Annotated in this window: 18 protein-coding genes; 14 read left to right on the top strand and 4 right to left on the bottom strand. The window is 46.0% G+C overall.

The genetic code is table 11. The features are described from left to right. Positions 1–4: 4 nt before the first annotated feature. The 8 genes from ONT19_RS11215 to ONT19_RS11250 all read left to right on the top strand — a co-directional run bounded on the left by ONT19_RS11215 (position 5) and on the right by ONT19_RS11250 (position 9,775). Positions 5–406 carry a hypothetical protein gene (locus tag ONT19_RS11215; RefSeq protein ID WP_022121599.1) on the top strand — a complete coding sequence of 134 codons (402 nt, stop codon included), beginning with the start codon at positions 5–7 and terminating at the stop codon, positions 404–406. A gap of 53 nt (positions 407–459) precedes the next feature. Continuing rightward, a complete protein-coding gene (locus ONT19_RS11220; RefSeq protein WP_264951987.1) occupies positions 460–1,824 on the top strand; it encodes an MATE family efflux transporter in 1,365 nt (454 codons plus the stop codon). Between the two features lie 104 nt (positions 1,825–1,928). Then, positions 1,929–2,480, top strand: coding sequence for a sigma-70 family RNA polymerase sigma factor (locus ONT19_RS11225; RefSeq protein ID WP_264951988.1), 552 nt, complete (start codon positions 1,929–1,931; stop codon positions 2,478–2,480). 10 nt (positions 2,481–2,490) lie between these two features. Then, positions 2,491–3,141, top strand: coding sequence for a DUF4974 domain-containing protein (locus ONT19_RS11230; protein ID WP_264951989.1), 651 nt, complete (start codon positions 2,491–2,493; stop codon positions 3,139–3,141). A gap of 89 nt (positions 3,142–3,230) precedes the next feature. Continuing rightward, positions 3,231–5,777 (top strand): hypothetical protein, encoded by a 2,547-nt coding sequence (locus tag ONT19_RS11235; RefSeq protein ID WP_264951990.1) that lies wholly within the window; start codon positions 3,231–3,233, stop codon positions 5,775–5,777. Positions 5,778–5,905: 128 nt separating this feature from the next. Further along, positions 5,906–6,457, top strand: a complete 552-nt coding sequence (locus tag ONT19_RS11240) for a sigma-70 family RNA polymerase sigma factor (protein WP_264951991.1) — start codon at positions 5,906–5,908, stop codon at positions 6,455–6,457. A 10-nt stretch (positions 6,458–6,467) separates the two neighbouring features. Further along, complete coding sequence (locus tag ONT19_RS11245) at positions 6,468–7,115, top strand: DUF4974 domain-containing protein (RefSeq protein ID WP_264951992.1); 648 nt, start codon at positions 6,468–6,470, stop codon at positions 7,113–7,115. A gap of 89 nt (positions 7,116–7,204) precedes the next feature. Next, the gene (locus tag ONT19_RS11250) at positions 7,205–9,775 is read left to right on the top strand and encodes a TonB-dependent receptor (RefSeq protein WP_264951993.1); all 2,571 of its coding nucleotides are present in this window, start codon (positions 7,205–7,207) and stop codon (positions 9,773–9,775) included. A gap of 237 nt (positions 9,776–10,012) precedes the next feature. On the opposite strand, the gene ONT19_RS11255 is transcribed toward ONT19_RS11250, so the two are convergent. After that, positions 10,013–10,885: a tetratricopeptide repeat protein gene (locus ONT19_RS11255; RefSeq protein ID WP_264951994.1), complete on the bottom strand. Its 873-nt coding sequence runs from the start codon at positions 10,883–10,885 to the stop codon at positions 10,013–10,015. 914 nt (positions 10,886–11,799) lie between these two features. Here ONT19_RS11255 and ONT19_RS11260 point away from each other — a divergent pair. The 6 genes from ONT19_RS11260 to ONT19_RS11285 all read left to right on the top strand — a co-directional run bounded on the left by ONT19_RS11260 (position 11,800) and on the right by ONT19_RS11285 (position 17,940). Continuing rightward, a complete protein-coding gene (locus tag ONT19_RS11260) occupies positions 11,800–12,165 on the top strand; it encodes a hypothetical protein (protein ID WP_264951995.1) in 366 nt (121 codons plus the stop codon). Positions 12,166–12,205: 40 nt separating this feature from the next. After that, entirely contained in the window at positions 12,206–14,425 is a 2,220-nt protein-coding gene (locus ONT19_RS11265) for a TonB-dependent receptor (RefSeq protein WP_264951996.1), read from the top strand. A 176-nt stretch (positions 14,426–14,601) separates the two neighbouring features. Beyond that, entirely contained in the window at positions 14,602–15,966 is a 1,365-nt protein-coding gene (locus ONT19_RS11270) for a sigma-54-dependent transcriptional regulator (protein ID WP_264951997.1), read from the top strand. Further along, the gene (locus ONT19_RS11275; protein WP_264951998.1) at positions 15,956–17,146 is read left to right on the top strand and encodes a sensor histidine kinase; all 1,191 of its coding nucleotides are present in this window, start codon (positions 15,956–15,958) and stop codon (positions 17,144–17,146) included. Before ONT19_RS11270 ends, ONT19_RS11275 begins: the two co-directional genes overlap by 11 nt. Before the next feature lie 78 nt (positions 17,147–17,224). Next, complete coding sequence (locus ONT19_RS11280; RefSeq protein ID WP_022111204.1) at positions 17,225–17,545, top strand: nucleotidyltransferase domain-containing protein; 321 nt, start codon at positions 17,225–17,227, stop codon at positions 17,543–17,545. A gap of 5 nt (positions 17,546–17,550) precedes the next feature. Then, the gene (locus tag ONT19_RS11285; RefSeq protein WP_089543306.1) at positions 17,551–17,940 is read left to right on the top strand and encodes a HEPN domain-containing protein; all 390 of its coding nucleotides are present in this window, start codon (positions 17,551–17,553) and stop codon (positions 17,938–17,940) included. Here ONT19_RS11285 and ONT19_RS11290 read toward each other — a convergent pair whose 3' ends face one another. The 3 genes from ONT19_RS11290 to ONT19_RS11300 form a co-directional block, all read right to left on the bottom strand. Beyond that, a complete protein-coding gene (locus ONT19_RS11290; RefSeq protein ID WP_264951999.1) occupies positions 17,941–18,615 on the bottom strand; it encodes an ABC transporter ATP-binding protein in 675 nt (224 codons plus the stop codon). It lies immediately after the preceding gene. Between the two features lie 41 nt (positions 18,616–18,656). Further along, positions 18,657–21,059, bottom strand: a complete 2,403-nt coding sequence (locus ONT19_RS11295; RefSeq protein ID WP_264952000.1) for an ABC transporter permease — start codon at positions 21,057–21,059, stop codon at positions 18,657–18,659. Between the two features lie 78 nt (positions 21,060–21,137). Then, positions 21,138–22,391, bottom strand: a complete 1,254-nt coding sequence (locus ONT19_RS11300) for an efflux RND transporter periplasmic adaptor subunit (RefSeq protein WP_117727377.1) — start codon at positions 22,389–22,391, stop codon at positions 21,138–21,140. Positions 22,392–22,394: the final 3 nt, after the last annotated feature.

The following is a 22,394-nucleotide window of genomic DNA, read 5'->3' on the forward strand; positions in this document are numbered from 1 at the left end:
TTTTATGCTACAACGAGACTACATACAGCGACTGATTCGCGAGTTTATGGCGGCACTCGAAAGAATGCTCGAAAAGAAAGAGGTGGAGGTGAGACGTGAGAAGATTAAGGAACTCTACAATCAATACGTGGGTCCTTACGCCTTCTACAGCATCGCCACCATAGAAGACGTGATGAAGGCGATGGCAGGAATAGAGGACGAGGAGAAGCGACTCTCCAAGATGGACATGCTTGCCGAACTCTATTATCACGAGGCAGATATGGTGGGACAGCCCACAAGAGACGAACTCCTGAACAAGGCGTTCATGCTCTTCGATTATGTGGAAACCCACGGAGATACCTTCTCCATCGAACGCCGCAACAAAATGGCACAAATCAAACAGAAGATTGGAGATGCACTCAAATAAAGAGTGCATCCTCCTTATATTTTTAGGATAACAAAAACTAATCATAAAATTCAATGGTCAAAACTCAAAGTTCAAAGTCTACTAATGACATGACTGTAGGTTCGCCTTTGCGAGCCATCATCAAATTTGCAATTCCACTTATCTTGGGTTACATCCTTCAGCAGATGTATCTCATTATCGATGCCGCCATCGTGGGAAGATGGATTGGCGTGGGGGCTCTTGCGGCAGTAGGCGCATCCAGCTCCATCATGTTTCTCATCATGGGCTTCTGCAACGGCTCCTGTGCCGGTTTCGCCATCCCTGTCGCCCAGGCTTTCGGCGCCAGGGATTATGCCAAGATGCGGGCTTACGTAAGCAACAGCATCCGCATCGCCGTGGTGTTTGCCTTGGTCATCACCTTCCTTTCCTGCATCTTCTGCGGAAAGATTCTGCATCTGGTGAATACGCCGAAGGAGGTGTTCGATGACGCCTACATCTTCCTGATGCTGCAGTTTGCGGCGATTCCTTTTACCATCGCCTACAACCTGCTCTCCGGTCAGATCCGTGCTCTGGGCAACTCGAAACAGCCTTTCTATTTCCTCATCACAGCTTCCGTTATCAACATTATTCTAGATGGCATTCTGATTCTCGGTATGGGGTTAGGTGTAGAGGGAGCAGGTATTGCCACCTGGCTTTCTCAGGGAATTTCCGTGCTGCTCTGTATCTGGTTTATCAAGAAGAAAATGCAGATTCTGATTCCGAAGGGTGAGGAAAGGAAATTTGATAATAAAAAGGTAAGCATTCTGCTGAACAACGGCGTTCCGATGGGATTGCAGTTCTCCATTACTGCCATCGGCCTCATCATGCTCCAGAGTGCCAACAACGCTCTGGGAACGGTTTATGTGGCTGCATTTACTGCCTCTATGCGCATCAAATATCTCTTTACCTGCGTATTCGAGAATATTGGAGTGGCGATGGCTACCTATTGCGGTCAGAACCTGGGAGCCAGGAAGCTGGATAGAATCGGTCAGGGCGTAAGGGCTTCCATCAGGATGATGCTGGTTTATTTCGTCTTCACCTTCCTGCTCATCTATCCGTTTGCCGACGAGATGATGATGCTCTTCGTGGATAAGGGCGAGGCGGATGTGGTGACTTATGCTGCCCAGTTTATGCGCATAGCCAACTATTTCTATCCATGTCTGGGCTTGCTCACCATCCTGCGCTACAGCATCCAGGGCTTGGGTTACAGCAACCTCTCGATGCTGAGTGGCGTAATGGAAATGATAGCGAGATGCGGTGTGAGTCTCTGGCTGGTGCCTGCCCTGGCGTGGACGGGAGTCTGCTTCGGCGACCCTGTGGCGTGGGTTATGGCAGATCTCTTCCTCATCCCCGCCTTCCTGTGGCTTTATAAGCATCTGAAGAAGGAGCAAGTCCGATAGGGTATTTTTGACGTTTTAAAAATTTGCATTAAAAAATATTCTGCTAAGGGTTAGGAAAATGAAAATTCGATTGTAATATAGGCAAAAGAAAAGAAAATAAAGTAATGCAAATAAACAAAGAAACGATAGAACAGCTCTTCCGGCAGCATTATCTGAGGATGTACCAATTGGCCAGGGTACTTCTGAAGGATGATGCAGCCAGCAAGGATGTGGTAAGTGAAGTCTTTGCCGATGTGCTCGACGGAAAGACTCAACTGGGTCTTGATAACGAGACAATAGCCAGCGATTCGCCCCTGCCTTCCGCCAACGCCGGGAGCTATCTTCTGGTGTGTGTGCGCCATAAATGCCTCAACCTGTTGAGCCGACAGAAGATGAAAGACCGGGTTCATCATCTTCTGAAAGCCGATACTTCGCCTTCGATAGCTCCCCTGGAAGCGACGATTGCCGAAATAGACAGGGAGACCGAAAAGTACGAGGCAATTCAGGCTTATATGAATGCTGAGCTCACGCCACAAACCCGCAAGGTACTCGATCTCCGCTTTCGGCAGAAACTGAAATATCGGGAGATTGCTACGGAATTAGGCATCAGCGAAGTGGCAGTTTATAAGCATCTGGCGCAAGGCATCAGAAAATTAAAGCAAAAGTTTAACCCTTAGCAGATTTATTATGGACAAGTTTGAAAAAATACTGGATATCATCGACCATCAGGAGAAGTATTCTGATGAGGAGATTCGTGAAATATTGCAGGATGAGGAATGCCGAAAACTCTATCAGACGATGGTGGAAGTGGATTCTGCACTTGAAAGCCCCTCTCCTATTATTAATGTAGATGAGGAATGGGAGAAATTCAGCCAGGAGCATCAACTTCAGGAAAAAGCAACTCATCCTATAACTTCCTGGCGCAAGCTGGCTGCATCCATCGCCGGCTTTGTCTTGATTTCGGGTATTGCCTTTGCCGCAATCCATACTTACATCAAGCGCAGCCAGGAACCTACCCAGGTAACGGCTGATACTCATCCGGAAGTCATAAAATCAGATTCCGCAAAGCAGGTAGCAGCAAAGGATTCCCTGACTCATCCGAAACCAGAAAAGCCAGCCATTCACAAGACTTTCGAAAATGTGGCTTTCGAACAGATGATTTCAGAGATTGCTTCTTATTATGATTTACAAGTGAAGTTTGAGAATAACGAGGACAAGACCCTCCGCCTCTATTACGAATGGAACAGTCATTCGAGCATCGAGAACATCGTAAAAGAACTGAACCAATTCGAGAATGTAAACATCGAATTGCAACAAAACGAGCTGATTGTAAAATAACAAGCTTATCAAAAGTAAGCGTAATATTATCGACTCTCAAAGTAATCATAAAGTTCTATGTTCAAAGTTCAAAGTTAAAAAGTATCATTATGAGAAGATTTTCAGCCATCATATTCCTGCTGTGCACGTTCGCCCTGGCGATGAGCGCACAGCACATCCAGCGCAACTATCACAACCGCAGCATGTCGGACGTCCTCATCGACCTCGACAAGGCTTCCAAGCGCTATAAAATCAGCTTCATCTACAACGAACTGGAAGACTTCACAGTTACCCAGAACGTGAAGACAGCCAATATTCCCGATGCCATCCGCAAGGTAATCGGCTTCTATCCGATGCAGATGACCGTGGGCGACAGCCTCATCACGGTAGAATGCATACGCAAGAGCGAGCGCAAGCTGATAGGCAGACTGATAGACAATCACAATCTTCCTGTAGAATTCGCCAACATCCAGCTGCTCAACCCGAAGGATTCCTCCTTTCTCTGTGGAGGCGTGAGCAACGCCAATGGCGATTTCGTCATCCCCTGCCAGCAGAAGCAGGTCCTCATGAAAGTTTCGTTCGTGGGCTACAAGACGATTTGCAAGCTGGTACCTATTGCCCGCATCGGAAATGTAAAGATGCAGGCGAATGCCTATCAACTGGGCAAGGTGGAAGTAAAGGGCAAGCTGCGTATCGACCACGGCGACCATGCCTCTTATACATTCTCTGACGAACAGATCAGGAACTCACGCCATTCACAGGATCTCCTGGGAACACTCCCAGGAATCTATACCGATCCGATGACCGGCAAGACATCCAGTATGACCGGCAAATCCATCAAGATTCTCATCAACAACGTGCCGATGACGAGCGAGAACGACTTGAAGGCTATTGCCGCCAACAAAATAAAGAAGGTGGAATACTACGAAGATCCTCCTATCAGATACGGCGATGTGGGCATCTTGATGAACATCATTACCAAGCCGCTTGATACGGGTTATACTACCGGTTTTGACGTGTCTAGTGCCTTGACAACAGGGTTTAGCGATGACAATGTGTATTTCAAGTACAACAAGGGCAATCATCAGTTTTCCTTCGATTACAGCATCAACGTGAGAAACTATCGTGACTGGATAGAAGACAACCAGTATTCCTTTACGCTTGACAACCAACAGGCTGTCTATGATTACCATCTGCACAAACGTTTTGGCTATACCGACAACAAGTTCAACCTGAAGTATGCTTACAGCAAGCCAGATGACGTAACCTTCCAGGTCACCTTTTCGCCAGAATTGTCACATAAGTTCAACCGGGGAAATAGCGAGGTTGCAACGCAAGGAAACGAGGCTTGGAAGGATGGTTTCGGAAACACGAAGGATATTGTAGATTACGTGAAACCAGCAGTAGATCTCTATCTCAGCAAGCAGTTTGCCCATAAGCAGACACTCGATGTGGACGTGCTCGGCTCTTACTTCAACACCAGGCAGCAAATGCTCAACCGGCAATGGACTTCCGACAAGGATAGCATCTTGACCGATGACGACATGCACTCCAGGAGCCACATCTATTCCCTGATAGGAGAAGCAGATTATACCAAAGAATGGGAGCAGGGAGAGCTGTCGGCAGGAGTTTATACCTGGAATAAGTGGAGCGACTATAATGTGCGCAATATCCTTTCCGGCTATGAGCCATCCAAGTATTCTTCATGCATCAAGATCAATACGGTTTATGCCCAATACCAGAACCATATCGGCAAGTTTACCTATCGTATAGGCGTAAAGAGCACGTGGAGAACCCAGAGCTATCAGGATCTCACCTATAACAACAACTATATTCATCCGTTGCTGTATTTATCTTATAAGCTGAAGAACGGTTCGTTGCAGCTGCTATCATCCAGCGGCACCAATTATCCCGCCATCTCAACATTGAGCGAGAACATGACGATTGTCATCCCCGGACTGATGAAGCAGGGCAACCCAAATGTAAAGGCTACGATGGAATGGGGACCGATATTCAGATACACCTATAATGATGCGATGCTCTACCTGCAAGTAGCACTTTATGGAATCTATAATGACAAGGTAATTACACCTTATTATTATTGGACAACGGTGAACGACAAGCGCAGCATAGTTTCTACCTATGAAAACGGCAGTTTCTATTGGCGTTATGGCACAGGCTATTATCTTCAGTTCAAGCCGTTCAAGAACGAGGTTTTGAAACTGATGGTGGGTGGAGGTTTTGAACGAGAGGTAATCAGCAATTCCTATGGTCACCATTGCTACTGGTGGAGTCCATTCAAATATGGCATCAACTTCCGGAAGGGAAACTGGGGAGCATCTTACCAGGGAAATATTCCTTCGAAGATGGCTGTCTTGGACTATCGCAAGGCGGATGAGCCTAAGAGTGAATTCTCTGCTTTTTATCAGAAGGGAGCCTGGCGTTTCTCGCTCTATGGCATGTGGATGTTTGCTCCTGCCAAGCACGAGAGCCAGTCGTTCGACAATCCGATTATGAACCAGACGGAACAGCACATTATCAAGGATAATCGCCGCATGCTGATGCTGGGTGTCAGCTACAACTTCTTCTCCGGAAAGAAGAAGAACATCCGGAAGAACATCAACAACTACGATTCAGATGCTGGCGCATTCAAGTAATTCTTGTATTACATTTTATCGTCTATAGACGATGAAAACGACAACTTGTAGTTATAAAAAATATTCTGCTAAGGGTTAGGAAAATGAAAATTCGATTGTAATATAGGCAAAAGAAAAGAAATAAAGTAATGCAAATAAACAAAGAAACGATAGAACAGCTCTTCCGGCAGCATTATCTGAGGATGTACCAATTGGCCAGGGTACTTCTGAAGTATGATGCAGCCAGCAAGGATGTGGTAAGCGAAGTCTTTGCCGATGTGCTCGACGGAAAGACCCAACTGGGTCTTGATAACGAGACTATAACCAGCGATTCGCCCCTGCCTTCCACTAAGACCGGGAGCTATCTTCTGGTGTGTGTGCGCCATAAATGCCTCAACCTGTTGAGCCGACAGCAAATGAAAGACCGGGTTCATCACCTCCTGAAAGCCGATACTTCGCCTTCGATAGTTCCCCAGGAAGCGATGATTGCCGAAATAAACAGGGAGACCGAAAAGTACGAGGCAATTCAGGCTTATATGGATGCTGAGCTCACACCACAAACCCGCAAGGTACTCGATTTCCGCTTTCGGCAGAAACTGAAATATCGGGAGATTGCTACGGAATTGGGCATCAGCGAAGTGGCAGTTTATAAGCATCTGGCGCAAGGCATCAGAAAATTAAAGCAAAAGTTTAACCCTTAGCAGATTTATTATGGACAAGTTTGAAAAAATACTGGATATCATCGACCATCAGGAGAAGTATTCTGATGAGGAGATTCATGAAATATTGCAGGATGAGGAATGCCGAAAACTCTATCAGACGATGGTGGAAGTGGATTCTGCACTTGAAAGCCCCTCTCCTATTATTAATGTAGATGAGGAATGGGGGAAATTCAGTCAGAAACATCAACTTCAGGAAGTATCCCATCCTATAACTTCCTGGCGTAAGCTGGCTGCATCCATCGCCGGCTTTGTCTTGATTTCGGGTATTGCCTTTGCCGCAATCCATACTTACATCAAGCGCAGCCAGGAAACAACCCAGGTAACCGCAGATACTCATCCGGAAGTCATAAAATCAGATTCCGCAAAGCAGGTAGCAGCAAAGGATTCCCTGACTCATCCGAAACCAGAAAAGCCAGCCATTCACAAGACTTTCGAGAATGTGGCTTTCGAGCAGATGATTTCAGAGATTGCTTCTTATTATGATTTACAAGTGAAGTTTGAGAATAACGAGGACAAGACCCTCCGCCTCTATTACGAATGGAACAGTCATTCGAGCATCGAGAACATCGTAAAAGAACTGAACCAATTCGAGAATGTAAACATCGAATTGCAGCAAAACGAGCTGATTGTAAAATAACAAGTTTATCCAAAGTAAGCATAATATTATCGACTCTCAAAGTAATCATAAAGTTCAATGTTCAAAGCTCAAAGTTAAAAAGTATCATTATGAGAAGATTTTCAGCCATCATATTCCTGCTGTGCACGTTCGCCCTGGCGATGAGCGCACAGCACATCCAGCGCAACTATCACGACCGCAGCATGTCGGACGTTCTCATCGACCTCGACAAGGCTTCCAAGCGCTACAAAATCAGTTTCATCTACAACGAACTGGAGGATTTCACAGTTACCCAGAACGTGAAGACAGCCAATATTCCCGATGCCATCCGCAAGGTAATCGGTTTCTATCCGATGCAGATGACCGTGGGCGACAGCCTCATCACGGTAGAATGCATACGCAAGAGCGAGCGCAAGCTGATAGGCAGACTGATAGACAATCACAATCTTCCTGTAGAATTCGCCAATATCCAGCTGCTTAACCCGAAGGATTCCTCCTTTCTCTGTGGAGGCGTGAGCAACGCCAATGGCGATTTCGTCATCCCCTGCCAGCAGAAACAGGCCCTCATGAAGGTTTCGTTCGTGGGCTACAAGACGATTTGCAAGCTGGTACCTATTGCCCGCATCGGAAATGTGAAAATGCAGGCGAATTCATACCTGTTGAAAGGTGTGACCGTTGAAGCCGCAAGGGTTGTAGAAAAAGTAGATAGACAAATCATCTTCCCTACAAAAGAGCAGGTGAAAACGGCTTCCAATGGTTATGATCTGTTGGACAACTTGTCTTTGCCTACCATTATCGTAAATCGAGCAGAACGCAAAGTTCTGTCATTAAAGGGCGGAGATGTGCAAATACGCATCAACGATGTCAAGGCTAGCATGCAAGATGTATTGGCTTTGCAGCCGGATGAAGTTACAAAGGTGGAATTCATCAATGTTCCAGGACTCAAATATGGAGACAACAATCTGGATGCAGTCATCAACTACCAGGTCCGCCGACGTTATGCCGGTTATGTGGGTGGAGTTTCTACGATGCAAGGCACCAAGGCAGGTTTCAATAATAGCGACGGTTATTTCAAATACAATGTGAAGAAATCGGAATTCAGCATCAACTACAGTTTCTCCTATCGCTCGGTAGAGGAACGAAGCTATGAGAGTCTCGGTACTTATCATCTGCCCACAGGAGAAACTCTACATCGCAATTATTTAGGTTATGATTCTCCGTTCCTATACACCACCAATAATGTACAGTTGGGTTATAATCTTAGTGAGCCAGACAAATATACATTGAATGTACGGTTGAATTTCTACAATCACAACAGTCCTGTGAGAGGCATGAACCAGCTTTATCAGGAAAGCGGCAAGGCAAATCAATATCTGCAAAACAACAGAAAAATGCTGGAGCAGATTCCATCTCTGGACATTTATTATTCGCTCAACATGCCCCATGATCAGAACCTGGCTCTGAACCTGGTGGGTACTTACATCGGCACAGATTACCAGTATCGTATGAGGGAATATACGTTCAACAAATCGCCGGATGAATCTGTAAAGAACGCTCCGCTGACCGATTACAGTTATGATGCAACTGGTAGAAAGCGCTCTCTTATTGGTGAAGGAACATACAGCAAGAACTGGAAACAGATGGCTTTATCGGTAGGTGGACAATATAATATCAGCCACACAGATAACATCTATGTGGGAAGCAGTAATGCTGATACGGAATTGAAGTACAGCAATCTCTATCTTTTCACCCAGCTACAGGGACAGCAGAAGTGGTTCAGTTATCAGGTGGGAGTTGGCGCAACCAGGTCTTCCATCCATCAGGGGGAGAACGGATACAGCAAATGGCTGTTTCGACCACAGGTAACTTTACAGGCAAAGGCTAGCGACCGTCTGAGTTTTAAATGGAGCAGCAAAATCACGTCAGACATCCCAAGCCTTTCCGACTTGAGCGAGTTGCGCCAATATTCCAACAGCTTTGAGGCGCGTGACGGCAATAGCGGCCTGAAGCCATTTACCGGCTACAACAATACCTTGTCGGCTTCCTGGAACATTCCGCTGATGTCTGTGTACCTGGAGGGAAACTGGACGTATTACGACAAGCCTATAGCTACTTCTATCTTGCCCGAAAAGCGGGAGGATGGCTCTTATCTCTTTGTGAGCAAACCGGAGAATCAGAAGAATCATGATTACAAGCACCTGCTGTTGACTCCTGAAGTTCACCTCATCAAGGATCATCTGGATTTGAACCTTATGTGCGAGTATCAGAATGTCAAGACAAAGGGTTTGGATTATTCCCACGAGTTCAATTACTTCAGTTATGGAGCAGAAATTCGGTACATGACGGGCAATTGGAACATTGGCTATGGTGCCTATAAGGTGGAAAAGAGTTTTTGGGGAGAAAAGACAAACGGCGGAGAGCCAACCTCCAATCTTGCCGTAACCTACAGTTATAAGAACTGGCAGTTTGGCGTTCTCGGATTATTCGTATTCTATCCTCATGGCTGCGTCTATAAGGATGAACTTTTCAACAAGTATGTGCAGCAGAAGAACAAGGTACGCCTTGCTGACCAGGGCAACATGCTTGTCTTTACTGCCAGCTTCAACTTCAGCCATGGCCGCAGATACCATACAGGCAGCCGTAAGCTGAACAATAGCGATAGAGATAATGGTATCAGATAGAATAGTTTTATATTTTCCTGAAATCACAAATAAGCAAAAGGCTGAACTTCCTAACCCAAAGTTTAGCCTTTTTGCATGTCATCAGTAATCCAAATACACATTTTATCGTTTATAGACGACAAAACACCCACATTTTATCGTCTATAGACGATGAAAACGACGACTTGTAGTTATAAAAAATAATCTTTCTAACTGGGAAAATATTTTTTTCCAGTTAGAAAGATGAAATTCTATTATTCAGTATTCGTTATGGAAAACCTTATAGGGGTCCATCTGCTGCATTTTTTCCTTTATTTTCTGCTCTATTCCCTCTGATGATTCCGGAATTTCGGCACCCATTTCCTTGGCTGCAGCCTCATCCTCGGCAGCACCGGCACTATCACCCAGACTTCTGCGAACCTCGCTGCGCTCGCGATACGCATCAATAGAGAAAGGATTTACCTCCATCACCTTACCGTAGGTCTGTTCAGCCTCCTCCATCTTTCCCTGCGCCTTCTCTACACGAGCCTTCAGCAACAGCACATCCTCGTTGCCCGGAATATGCTCATAGAGGAAAGTTGCATCGAGTTCTGCCTCGGAAAGCTGAGCCTGATCCAACAGGATGCAACCACGAAGCAATCGGGCGGCATAGAAATCCTCACGCTTGCCTATCGCCTCAGTCAGCATCGACACGGCACGGATGGGTTCGCCCAATCCCCGGCAAGCCTTGGCATAATAGAGATAGGTCTGCAGATTCGATGTGTCCAGGTGAAGAGCCTTATCGCATACCTCCGACATGGCAGTATAGTTCTCCATCATATACGCCACATCCGCCATACGCAGCAACACCGCCACGTTGTCGGTCTGGGCTTCCGAGAGAATCTGCAACTGCTCATAGGCTTTCTGCAGATCACCCATAGAGATGTAAGCTTGCGAGAGATAGTCGCGGCATTCCAAATCTTCGGCATTCAACTGCAGAGCGTGTTCCAAAGACTTGACTGCAAGGTCAAATTGATGCATGCGGAGAGCACGAACACCCTCATATTTCACCTTGTCGAAGCCCTTTTCCTTCTCCTGTTTCACTTCCTCAGTAGTCTTTTGGCCACCAAATAGCTTTTTAAATATGTTCATAATCCAACTATTTTTTTAGGTTTTGAATTGTTTGTTGTTGAAATCGTATCAAACGACAGGGCAAAAATACGAATAAAATCCCGAAAAACGCCCCTTTTTTGGAAGAAATATTTTCATTTTTCTGATTTTGGAAGATTGGAACGAGCTAACTGGAACGCCATTTCCATGCATTAACTATCTGATAATAAGCCTTCTAGAAAAAGAGGAAGCGTTCCCGTTCCAGTTGTTCCAATTATTTTTTCAACATATCCCTCCTACCCCTATTTTTATATATATTTATATATATATTATATATAATTAATTAATAATCAATAAGTTATATAACACAAAGAAGTAAAAAAGAAGAACAAACTGAAGATGCATACCCACTCAAAATTAATTGGAACAACTGGAACAACCGGAACGCAGCCAACCGGAGCAAGCTAATTGGAACGCAGCCCCCAAGGAAATCCCCTTTTCTCTAGAAGGCAAGACCTATCCATTTGCTTTTCACCTTAGGAACAGAAAATCATAGGAAAAACATTAATTTTCCTTAAACAAGCCACCTTCTAGGATTATTTCAAAGTATAGTTAGAAATATTTTCGTATCTTTGCAACCGAAAGTCCCTTGGAAAAGTGGCAGAACAGAGCAAAAAGTCCCTTGAAAAACGTGCATGAATTCAAGAAAAGTCCCTTGAAAAACGTGCACAGCATAAATGGCAATACATCATAAATCATTAGAAAACAGATGTTTAAACGAAAAATCGAGAAATATCTCAAAGAATGGAAAAGTGATGAGCACAAACACTCATTCTTCCCCTCTACATGGCTTTTCTGCTGAAAAACAAATAATCTTCATTAAAATATCGGAATTCTAAGAATAATCCCGACAGAAATGATTATTTTTGCAAACAAAAACAGAATACTGTAGATAAATGCAGAGGATAACGCATAAGAGAATCAGAATTTCCTGGCTGCTGCTATTGGTTTACCTTCCGATGCTGCTGGCCGTTACGTTTCACCATCATGGTGAAGCGCAGGTAACTCATACTGATTTCTATTGTGCCGATTGTGCCCATCATGTTCATCACGACGGGCATCTGATAGCCCTGCAGCATACCATGCACGACTGTGTGCTTTGCCAATTGCAAAGCACTCCTTATCTGGCTCCATCCCTCGTGGTTTGGGTTGCCATCGCCGTGCTCCATCTCTCCCCTCGCCGTGCCTTCTGCTCTCCTTGCTTGTGCAGGGCGAAGGGGGTAAAATCTACCCGTGCTCCACCTTATTATCAGTTTTTATAAATAATTGAAAAAATAACATAATAAGGTAATTAATAACATAATGAGAACAATATTGAAAGCAATATTGCTGATGAGTCTATGCTCGTCGGCAACAGCCCCAGCTATGGCTATAAACAGAACAAATCATGATAAGAAGGACGCAAACATTTATGAAGAAGAGGCAAACGATTCTACCAGACACCAGCCGCTGACGGAATCGGGCGTGAAACTGAACGATGTGGTGGTTACGGGATTGACTGGCAGCCAGAAACTCAAGCAGTCGCCAGCACCCATCTCTTTCGTTTCTGCCCGCCAGCTCGAAATGCAGCCTTCTACCAACATCATCGATGCCATCGCCCACCAGCCAGGCGTTTCGCAGATTACCACGGGAAGCGGAATTTCAAAGCCCGTAATCCGTGGCCTGGGCTATAACCGCGTGGTAGTGGTAAGCGATGGAATAAGACAGGAAGGACAGCAATGGGGCGATGAACACGGAATAGAAATCGACCCCGCTTCGGTTCATTCCGTAGAGATTCTGAAAGGTCCGGCAAGTCTCATGTATGGATCGGATGCGATGGCAGGCGTCCTCATCTTCCACTCCGCTCCTACCCTTGCCAAGGGCGACATGAGAGCAAATTTCTCAACGGGTTATCAAACCAACAACGGACTTTTTGATTATTCGCTCAACTTTGCCGGCAACCAGGGCGGATTTGTATGGAACACCCGCTACAGCGGAAAGATGGCGCATGCCTACAAGAATAAATACGATGGTTATGTATTCGGTTCATCACTCAGAGAGCAGGCATTCTCGCAGCTTCTCGGTTGGAACTACCGCCAGGGGCATTCGCATCTTACACTCGATTATTATCATCTCACTCCGGGCATCGTAGAGGGAGAAAGAGATGAGAAAACGGGCGAACTGGAAGTTCCCGATGGCTACGATGCCAAAAGTTACGGCAAACCGATGCCTTATCAGCAGATTCACCATTACAAGGCGGTGCTCGACAATTCCTGGTTCCTGGGCGACGGCAATCTGAAACTCCTCTTGGGTTATCAGCAGAACCGCCGTCAGGAGTTTGAGGAGGAAGAGAATCCGAAGGAATGCGGACTCGACTTCATGCTCCATACCGTGAATTATGACCTACATTATCTCTCGCCGGAAATGAATGGCTGGAAATTCTCAACAGGTGTCAACGGCATGTGGCAACAATCAATTAACAAGGGAACAGAGTTTCTGATTCCAGCCTATCATCTCTTCGATTACGGCGTGTTTGCCACGGTGAGCAAGAAAATAGGCAAGCTGAATCTAAGCGGCGGAATCAGATACGATCATCGCCACCTGCACAGCGAGGCTTTGAGAGAAGAGAATGATGCAGAATCGCATCGTTCTGAATCGAATGATTCTTTCCGCTTCCAGGCCTTTAAGCGCAGCTTTGAAGGAGTAACCGGAAGCATCGGATTGGCTTATGAAATCCTGCCCGATTTCAACCTTAAGCTGAACCTGGCAAGAGGATTCCGTGCTCCAAACATCAGCGAATTATCATCGAATGGTGTGCACGAGGGAACCCAGCGATACGAATTGGGAAATACCGGACTGAAGCCTGAGAACAGCTGGCAATTCGACCTTGGTTTAGACTATTCTTCGCCTATTATTTCGGCAGAACTCTCGCTGTTTGCCAATCGCATTAACCATTACATCTACAGCGAGAAGTTGGCTGATGAGAACAATCAGCCTATCCTCATCGACGACACGCCTGCCTATCAGTTTACATCGGGCGACGCCCGCATTCTGGGTGGTGAGGCGAGCATCGACATCCATCCTGTAGAGCGTCTGCACTTCGGCAATACTTTCTCGTATGTCAACTCCGTGCAGTTGCATCAGCCATCCAAATCAAAGTATCTGCCATTCACCCCAGCCCCTCGCTGGGTTTCGGATGTAAGGTATGAGTTTGTCTGCGACGGCAAGACTTTCGACCATCTCTTCGTAAAGCTACAGATGGATTGCAATCTCCGCCAGAACCATTATTTCGCAGCCAACGATACGGAGACCGCAACGCCATCGTACACCTTATTAAATATGTATGCCGGTACCGACGTGAAGCTCCATGGCAAGCGCATTCTCTCGCTCTATCTTTCGGGCGAGAACCTTACCAACCGTGCTTACCAGAACCACCTGAGCCGTCTGAAGTATCTTGACGTAAACCAGGTTACAGGCAGAAGAGGCGTTTACAATATGGGCCGCAACTTCAGCATAAAGATAGTGGTTCCGATAGAGCTGTAACTCCTCTTTTGGAATAAGTAATTCCTCATCAGGAATCAGAATTTGGAATAAATAAATGCCGATAGGGTGCCCAAAACTACAGAAAAAGTAACTTTTGGCGCCACTATCGGCATTTTTTCGTCTAATAATTAGACAATAATGACCGCTTTTCGATGATATTTCGTAACTTTGCAACCATGATTAAGAAACAAGGAACGATATTGATTGTTGATGACAACCGCAACATTCTTACTACGGTAAGGATGCTGCTGGAACCCATATTCGATGGCATCATCACCATCGCCAACCCTAACTCCATCCCAGCCAAACTGAGAGAGGAGCATCCCGACGTGGTGCTGCTCGACATGAACTTCTCCAGCGGAATCAATTCGGGAAACGAGGGATTGTACTGGCTCAGGGAAATCAAGAGCCTCAGCCCGAAAACCGAAGTGGTACTCTTTACCGCCTACGCCGACATCCAACTTGCCGTAACAGGCATCAAGGAAGGTGCCGCCGACTTCATCGTGAAGCCTTTTGAAAACGAGAAGATGATCCGTACGCTGGTAGAGGCTAGGGATAAGAACATGGCTATGGATAACATTATCAACAGGAAAGGTGGAAAACCTGGTGGAAAAGATGCGCAAAGCGCTATGTATTGGGGAGATAGCGAAGTTATGAACAATTTGAGAAGTATTGTGGAAAAAGTTGCTGCAACCGATGCAAACATCCTCATTACGGGCGAAAATGGAACGGGTAAAGAGGTGTTAGCCAACGAGATACATCGTTTATCCACAAGATGTGGAAAGAAAATGCTGCCTGTGGATATGGGAGCCATTACGGAAACCCTTTTCGAGAGCGAACTCTTCGGTCATGTGAAGGGTGCTTTTACCGATGCCAAGGTGGATAAACCGGGCAAGTTTGAGCTTGCCGACGGCAGCACCATCTTCCTGGATGAGATAGGAAACTTATCCTATGGTCTTCAGGCAAAACTCCTTACCGCCCTGCAACGCAGAAGCATCGTAAGAGTGGGCGGAAGCACGCAGATTCCCATCAACGTACGACTGGTTTGCGCCACCAACCGCAATCTGCAGCAGATGGTAAACGATGGCGAATTCAGAGAGGATCTGCTCTACCGCATCAACACCATCCATCTGGAATTGCCTGCCCTGAGACAGAGAAAATCAGACATCGTTCCGCTGGCAGAAAGATTCCTCCATCAATATGGCGATTTATATAATAAGTTGAATCTCCGTTTTTCGGAAGAGGCAGAGAAAAAACTTACCAGTTTGCCATGGTACGGAAATATCCGAGAACTTCAGCACGCCATCGAGAAAGCCGTGATTCTATCTGATGGCGGAATGATTTCTGCCGAAGATATTGATGGCGGAAACCAGCAGAGAAGAGAGAAGCCCCTGGAAGAGGTTCAGACGCTCGACGAGATGGAAAGCCGAATGATAGAGAAAACCATCAGGGAATGTGAAGGAAATCTGTCGGTGGTAGCAGCAAGACTGGGCATTTCCCGCCAGACGCTTTATAATAAGATTAAGCGATATGGGTTATAAACTAATTATAATTATCGTGCTTTTGCACGTGGCTGTAGTAGGTTACATTCGCCTTTACCGCCACTATCGCCGTAACATCAAGAAGGTAACCTTCCTTTTTGATGCAATAGATAATGGGGATTTCTCCTTCAGTTTTCCTACGGAGAAGAGGTTTAAGGAAGATAATATTCTACACCAGTCCCTCAACCGCATCAAGCTTTTCCTGCAGCATACGAGAGAGGAGCAGATGGATCGGGAGAAATATTACGAGCAGATTCTGAATGCGGTGGATACGGGCATCCTGGTGGTAGATAGTCACGACAACATCCTGCAACATAATCAGGCAGCCCTCCGGTTGCTCGATACGGATGTGCTTACCCACATGAACCAGGTAAAAGGGAAACTGAAGGATGAACACCTGGCAAAGCATGAGACGCAAGCCATGCTGAAAGACAAGCACGTGCGTATCATCGCCCTGAGCGACGTGAGCCACGAGCTGAGCAATCAGGAGGTGGATTCTTGGATCAAACTGATTCGTGTGCTGACCCATGAAATCATGAATACCATCACGCCGGTTACTTCGCTGAGCGAGACTCTGCTTACCCGGGTTACAGAGGATAAAGACCTGAAGCAAGGCTTGGAAACCATCCACAAAACAGGAACCGAACTGTTGGCTTTCGTCAACAACTATCGCCGTTTTACCCATGTTCCCCAGCCTCAGCCTGCTCTCTTCTATGTGGAACCATTCCTGGAAAGAATGGCGCTGCTCTGCAACCACGAAGTAGAGATTTCGGTTTCTCCCAAGGATTTGCTGGTTTATGCCGACGAGAGCCTCCTCTCTCACGTAGTAACAAATCTTCTGAAGAATGCCGTAGAAGCTTTCAAGGAAAAGGAAAGAGAAGACAAGCAGGAATGCCGCTCCGCGGATTTGCAATCCGCGGCAAGCAAGAAGGTATTTATCCGTCTCCAAGCCTACGCCAACGCCCAGGAATCCATCATCATCGACGTGAGCAACAACGCCGGTCTCATCCCCGAAGATGTAGCCTCCCACATCTTCATCCCGTTCTTCACCACGAAGCCGGAAGGAAGCGGAATCGGTCTCTCCCTCTCCCGCCAGATCATGCGAGTAAGCGGCGGCAGCCTCTCGCTCCATCAGGACAAGGCACAGGGAATCACCACCTTCCGCATCATCATCCCATAAAAAAGTATAATTTTGGGGAGGAAAGTTTGGCACTTTCGCTTTTTTACCATATCTTTGCCATTATAAAAGATTAAGCTTATGTCAACAGACGATAAGACCATATTAAAGATAAAAGATATAGCTAAATCTGCTATTCCTTCAGGAAGCAAGGCTATATTGTATGGATCAAGAGCGAGAGGTGATGCTCGCAACGATTCAGACTGGGACATTCTTATCCTTTTAGATAAAGACAAACTAGAACAAACAGACTATGACAAAGTAAGTTACCCGTTTGTCTTGTTAGGTTGCGACCTCGGCACAGAAATCAATCCAATTCTTTACACAAAGAAAGAATGGGAATCGTATAACTTCACCCCTTTTTACGAGAATGTAAATCGAGACGGCATTAGTTTAATATAAAAGTTATGGATCAAGTAAACAAAGACACATTAATCAGTCTGCAAGTAGAAAAAGCCAAGCGATTTTTAACTCAAGCAGATGAAATGGTTGAACTAAAGCATTGGGATTTAGCAGCCAATCGCTATTATTATGCCTGCTTCCATGCCGTACAAGCTCTATTCATAGCAAAAGGTGTTAATGCCCACACTCATGCTGGCATTAACACCCAATTCAGTTTACACTTCGTAAAGACTGGTATCGTAGATATCTCTTATGGCAGTTTCCTCGCCCGTATGTTCCAATTAAGGCAAAAAGCCGATTACAACTGCGCCTATGAAATTTCCGAAAATGACATCCTGGAAATTATTGGCTTATCACACGATTTTATAAAAGCCATATTAAACTTAGTCAAATAATTACTGATTGCCCTCCTCCACAATCTGTCCATCAAACAGGCGGATGGTGCGATGGGCTATCTTGGCATCATGCTCATTATGCGTCACCATGACGATGGTGGTGCCCTCGTGGTTCAGCTCGGTAAGCAGATGCATTACCTCGGCTCCATTCTTGGAATCGAGGTTACCCGTAGGCTCATCGGCAAGGATGAGCTTCGGACCGAAAACCACGGCACGGGCGATGGCTACTCGCTGCTGCTGACCACCAGAAAGCTGGTGAGGGAAGTGCTTGGCACGATGGCTGATGGCCATTCGCTTCATAATCGCCTGCACCTTTGCCTTGCGCTCCGCCTTCGGAATATTAAGATAGGTAAGAGGAAGCTCGATGTTCTCCTCTACGTTCAATTCATCTATCAGATTGAAGCTCTGAAACACAAATCCGATTTCTCCCTTTCTCACATCCGTGCGCTCCTTTTCCTTCAGATTTGCCACCTCGTGATTACCCAGGAAATATTTTCCAGAAGTTGGGTTGTCGAGCAAACCGAGGATGTTGAGCAAGGTGGATTTGCCGCAACCGGATGGTCCCATAATGGCAACAAACTCGCCGTCTTCTACTATGAAAGATACGTTATTTAAAGCAATCGTCTCCACATCTTCTGTGCGGAAAGACTTGCAAAGATTCTCTATTTTAAGCATTTTCTTATCTTTTTACTTTTTTACCTTTTTTACTTTTAATTTTATTCATCCTTGAGATATTTCACCGGATTACTATTCGCCACCTTGTAGCAGTTGATGACGACGGAAAGCCCGATGATGACGAGCAAGATGATGGTAACGCCGATAAACAGCAAAGGCGTCAGCGTAATCTTCTCGCTGAACGACATCAGCCATTGTCTGGCTATCAGCCAAGCCCCCAAGTCGCCCACGATGATGCAAGGCAAGGCAATCTTCATAATGTCCTTCAGGAAGATGCGAAGAATATCCTTCACCTTGGCTCCGTTCACCTTTCTGATTGCAATCTCCTTGCGGCGGCGGTTCACCTCATCACTCGTATAGCCCACCAATCCGAAGAGGGCGATAATCATCGTTACGATGCCGGCAACCAGGATTCCGTTGCGGAAATGGAGCTGGGAAGCATACTGTGCCTTGAACTCAGACTCATAGTCGAGTACCTCCACTTTGTTGTTTGGATACATCAATTGCACCTTATCTCTTAGGTCTGCCAAAGCCTCTTCTGTCAAGTCATTGTACTTGACGAGCATATAAGAAGCAGGAGTGGCTGAATAAAAATAAACAAATGAAGCAGATCTTGAATCTGCATTTTCCGTGCTGACCGTACCATACTTCACATCATTGACCACACCACAGATTGTCATCGTTTCATTTTCGTTGCAATGTGCGGAAATCCACACTCTCTTGCCTACAGCACCGTCTTTCCAATGCCCCAACTTCGTCAACTTCTTCGCTAAAGTCTCGTCGATAATCACTTGACGACTACTATCCGTTCGCTCCGTGAAGAAAGAGCCTTGTACAAACTTTATGCTCATAAGGTCAAAGTAATTGTCATCAACGCCCTGCGTGTCATGGATAATCATTCGAGTACGATCATCCCCTGGCAAAGTCAAATTATTTCCATTTACACTCCAGTTTTGCAGTGGCACACAATAGGTAGATGCCACTTGCTTAACATTCGGCAAATGCTTGAATTCCGACAAGCATTGCATTCGTTGGTCTGGCTTGATTCCCTCTACATAAACGATTGCCACATCCTTGTAATCATAACCAGGATTCAGATTCACCATTTTATTATATTGACTATTGACCACAAAGAGCAAGCTGAACAACAAGCCAGAGATAACGAACTGAATACCGAGCAAGGCGAGCTTCCAACGATTACGATTCTCGCTATATCCACGGAATGCAATCGCCACTGGAATTTTATTGTAGAGCCATCCCGGCACCAAGCCGCCAACCAAAAGCACAAGGACGCAAATGGCAACCAATATCCAACTGCCACGATTAAACAACAATGTACTTACAGGAGCAGAAAGGAAATTCTCTATCGTTCCCTTGCAAAGGAAGACGAGGATAGCAGCCAATATCACCGACAACCCAACATGCACCAAAGCCTCGGAGAAGATAATCGCATGGATGTTCTTCGGCTCTGCACCATAGCACTTGCGCACCGCCATCTCACGAGAACGAGACACAAGGTTGCCCACGATGATGAGCAGATAGTTCATCACGGAGGTAAAGAGTAGCACAAAAGCGATGATTCCCATAATCCACCCCATCATCTTGATGTAAGAATTTTGGGTATATACTTTGCTAAGAACCGTAAAATCATAATCCAAAGATATTCCTGATTGTTTCCATTCCTTCAAAGGGAAATGGTCTTTCCTCATCTTGTCAACGTATGGACGAAGTTCGCTCGCTTGACATCCTTTAGCCAATCGGATATAGGAGCTATAACAGTCGTTGCCTAACCAATTATTTCTTCCATCATACCCCAAAACTTCCCCGATACTGCTTAGCGACAAAAGAACTTGCTCGTCATGTAGAGAAGCACCCCAAGGAAAGCTCTCGAACACACCACCTATCGTGAAAGTGATGCCGGGATGTTTTGGCATTATAAAATGCTTGCCTACCACATTGCCACCAATCTTTGCAGCCATCTTGGAATCTATCATACAATAGAGCGGACGAGAGAGGACATCCTTTGCTTTGCCCACTAATATCTTTTGTGGGAACATATCAAAGAAGCAACTATCTGCCAGTAATATATTGGCAGAAATGGATTTTTGGTTTTCCAAGTTGCATTGGTTTTCTCCAATATCTACCACTCGTGTTGCAGCCTCCACCATAGGAGCATATTGCTTGATGCCTGGGGCTGTGGCTCCTGATGTTGCAAAATAGGAAAAAGGGGTCTGCCCCTCTGCGTCACTTCCCATCGTTCCCACTTCTGAAATCTGATACGTCCTATCCCATCCTGGAAAGTACGTATCGTAGGTCTGCTCGAAATAAATCTCGGCAATAATTACCGAACTGATTGCCAATCCGAGCGCCAGGCACAAGATCTTCACGAAATTGTGCTGGCCCCTTCGGGGCAGATTCTTGAATGCGTTAATAATATGATTCATATCAAATATCCTGTTTCAAGGGCGTTAGCCCAATTTATCACTAATCACTACTAATTAATCATTACTAACTAATCACTACTAATTAAAAACTAATACATCATTATCCTTATAGGCCTCATAGCCGCTAACGATAACCTGCTCGCCCGGTTCCAAGCCCTCAATTACCTCATAATACTGAGGATTCTGGCGACCGATGGTGATCTTGCGGCGATAAGCCTTCTTGCCACTCTTGTCTAAAACAAAAATCCATTGACCGCCTGTTACACTATAAAACGTGCCTTTAGGGATAATTATTGCCTGCTTCGACTGACCGAGCTGCAAATCTACATAATAAGTCTGACCGGTTCGGATGTTGCCAGGGCGAACGCCTTTGAAAATGAAGTCGATGCGGAATCTGCCATCTCTTACCTCGGGATAAACCTTGCGTACCTGCAGGAGATAATGCTTGCCGTTCTGGTCGAAGGTGGCAGTAAGTCCCGGTTTTACCCGGTCGATGTAATGCTCATCCACCTGCGCCTGCACCTTGAAATCGCTGAGGTCGTTGATGACGCCTATCTTCTGTCCAGCCTGAATGCTCTGTCCCAGTTCCACATCGAGCAAGCCGATTTCGCCCGAAATGGTGCTGCGGATGTTCAGCTTCTCCTTGCGCTGGCGAACCAGCTGCACATTCTTCTGCATGGCTTCCAGATTATCGCCCATCTGCTCCATCTGCGAACGGCGGAGCTGTGCATCCTTCTTCAATCGCTTGCTGATGAGCGCATGCTTCTTGACGGCAAGGTCGTAATCTTCCTTAGCCTTGAGATACTCCTCGCGCGAATTGAGTTCTTCCTTGTGCAATGCCTCCTGATGCTGATAGGAGCGGCGCTTGGTAATGACATCCTGTGAAAGCGACAGTTCCTCGTTGCTGTTGTTCAGTCGGTCCTGCTCCATCGAAATCTGGGTATTGCGAAGCATGTCCTGCTTTTCGGCAAGTTCGCTTTCGGCATTCAGAATCTCCAGGTCGAGATTCGAATTGCTCAGTTTCACGATTACATCGCCCTTGTTTACGTGGGCACCTTCGTCCACCACTTTCTCCAGAACAATACCGCCTTCCTCGGAACTGATCTGCACCACGGAGATTGGAACCACCTGTCCATCCACCGAAACATAATCGTTGAACTGCGCCTTCTCTACGGTTCCGATGCTCAATCCCTTCCTGTCCACCTTCAGGGTGGAAGAGAAATTGCTCAATCCCAACCAAATGAGGACTGCGATCAAAACCGCTCCTCCGCCAATCCATGCCCAATACTTGCGAGGCACGAGATATTTTTTCTTTTCTATCTTTATATCCATAAT

Source organism: Segatella copri, from assembly GCF_026015625.1.
Classification (GTDB): Bacteria; Bacteroidota; Bacteroidia; order Bacteroidales; family Bacteroidaceae; genus Prevotella; species Prevotella copri_H.

Excerpts from the sequence above, each read along its gene's own strand:
- ONT19_RS11215 (WP_022121599.1), top strand. The coding sequence starts at position 5 with ATGCTACAACGAGACTACATACAGCGACTGATTCGCGAGTTTATGGCG.
- ONT19_RS11220 (WP_264951987.1), top strand. The coding sequence starts at position 460 with ATGGTCAAAACTCAAAGTTCAAAGTCTACTAATGACATGACTGTAGGT.
- ONT19_RS11225 (WP_264951988.1), top strand. The coding sequence starts at position 1,929 with ATGCAAATAAACAAAGAAACGATAGAACAGCTCTTCCGGCAGCATTAT.
- ONT19_RS11230 (WP_264951989.1), top strand. The coding sequence starts at position 2,491 with ATGGACAAGTTTGAAAAAATACTGGATATCATCGACCATCAGGAGAAG.
- ONT19_RS11235 (WP_264951990.1), top strand. The coding sequence starts at position 3,231 with ATGAGAAGATTTTCAGCCATCATATTCCTGCTGTGCACGTTCGCCCTG.
- ONT19_RS11240 (WP_264951991.1), top strand. The coding sequence starts at position 5,906 with ATGCAAATAAACAAAGAAACGATAGAACAGCTCTTCCGGCAGCATTAT.
- ONT19_RS11245 (WP_264951992.1), top strand. The coding sequence starts at position 6,468 with ATGGACAAGTTTGAAAAAATACTGGATATCATCGACCATCAGGAGAAG.
- ONT19_RS11250 (WP_264951993.1), top strand. The coding sequence starts at position 7,205 with ATGAGAAGATTTTCAGCCATCATATTCCTGCTGTGCACGTTCGCCCTG.
- ONT19_RS11255 (WP_264951994.1), bottom strand. The coding sequence starts at position 10,885 with ATGAACATATTTAAAAAGCTATTTGGTGGCCAAAAGACTACTGAGGAA.
- ONT19_RS11260 (WP_264951995.1), top strand. The coding sequence starts at position 11,800 with ATGCAGAGGATAACGCATAAGAGAATCAGAATTTCCTGGCTGCTGCTA.
- ONT19_RS11265 (WP_264951996.1), top strand. The coding sequence starts at position 12,206 with ATGAGAACAATATTGAAAGCAATATTGCTGATGAGTCTATGCTCGTCG.
- ONT19_RS11270 (WP_264951997.1), top strand. The coding sequence starts at position 14,602 with ATGATTAAGAAACAAGGAACGATATTGATTGTTGATGACAACCGCAAC.
- ONT19_RS11275 (WP_264951998.1), top strand. The coding sequence starts at position 15,956 with ATGGGTTATAAACTAATTATAATTATCGTGCTTTTGCACGTGGCTGTA.
- ONT19_RS11280 (WP_022111204.1), top strand. The coding sequence starts at position 17,225 with ATGTCAACAGACGATAAGACCATATTAAAGATAAAAGATATAGCTAAA.
- ONT19_RS11285 (WP_089543306.1), top strand. The coding sequence starts at position 17,551 with ATGGATCAAGTAAACAAAGACACATTAATCAGTCTGCAAGTAGAAAAA.
- ONT19_RS11290 (WP_264951999.1), bottom strand. The coding sequence starts at position 18,615 with ATGCTTAAAATAGAGAATCTTTGCAAGTCTTTCCGCACAGAAGATGTG.
- ONT19_RS11295 (WP_264952000.1), bottom strand. The coding sequence starts at position 21,059 with ATGAATCATATTATTAACGCATTCAAGAATCTGCCCCGAAGGGGCCAG.
- ONT19_RS11300 (WP_117727377.1), bottom strand. The coding sequence starts at position 22,391 with ATGGATATAAAGATAGAAAAGAAAAAATATCTCGTGCCTCGCAAGTAT.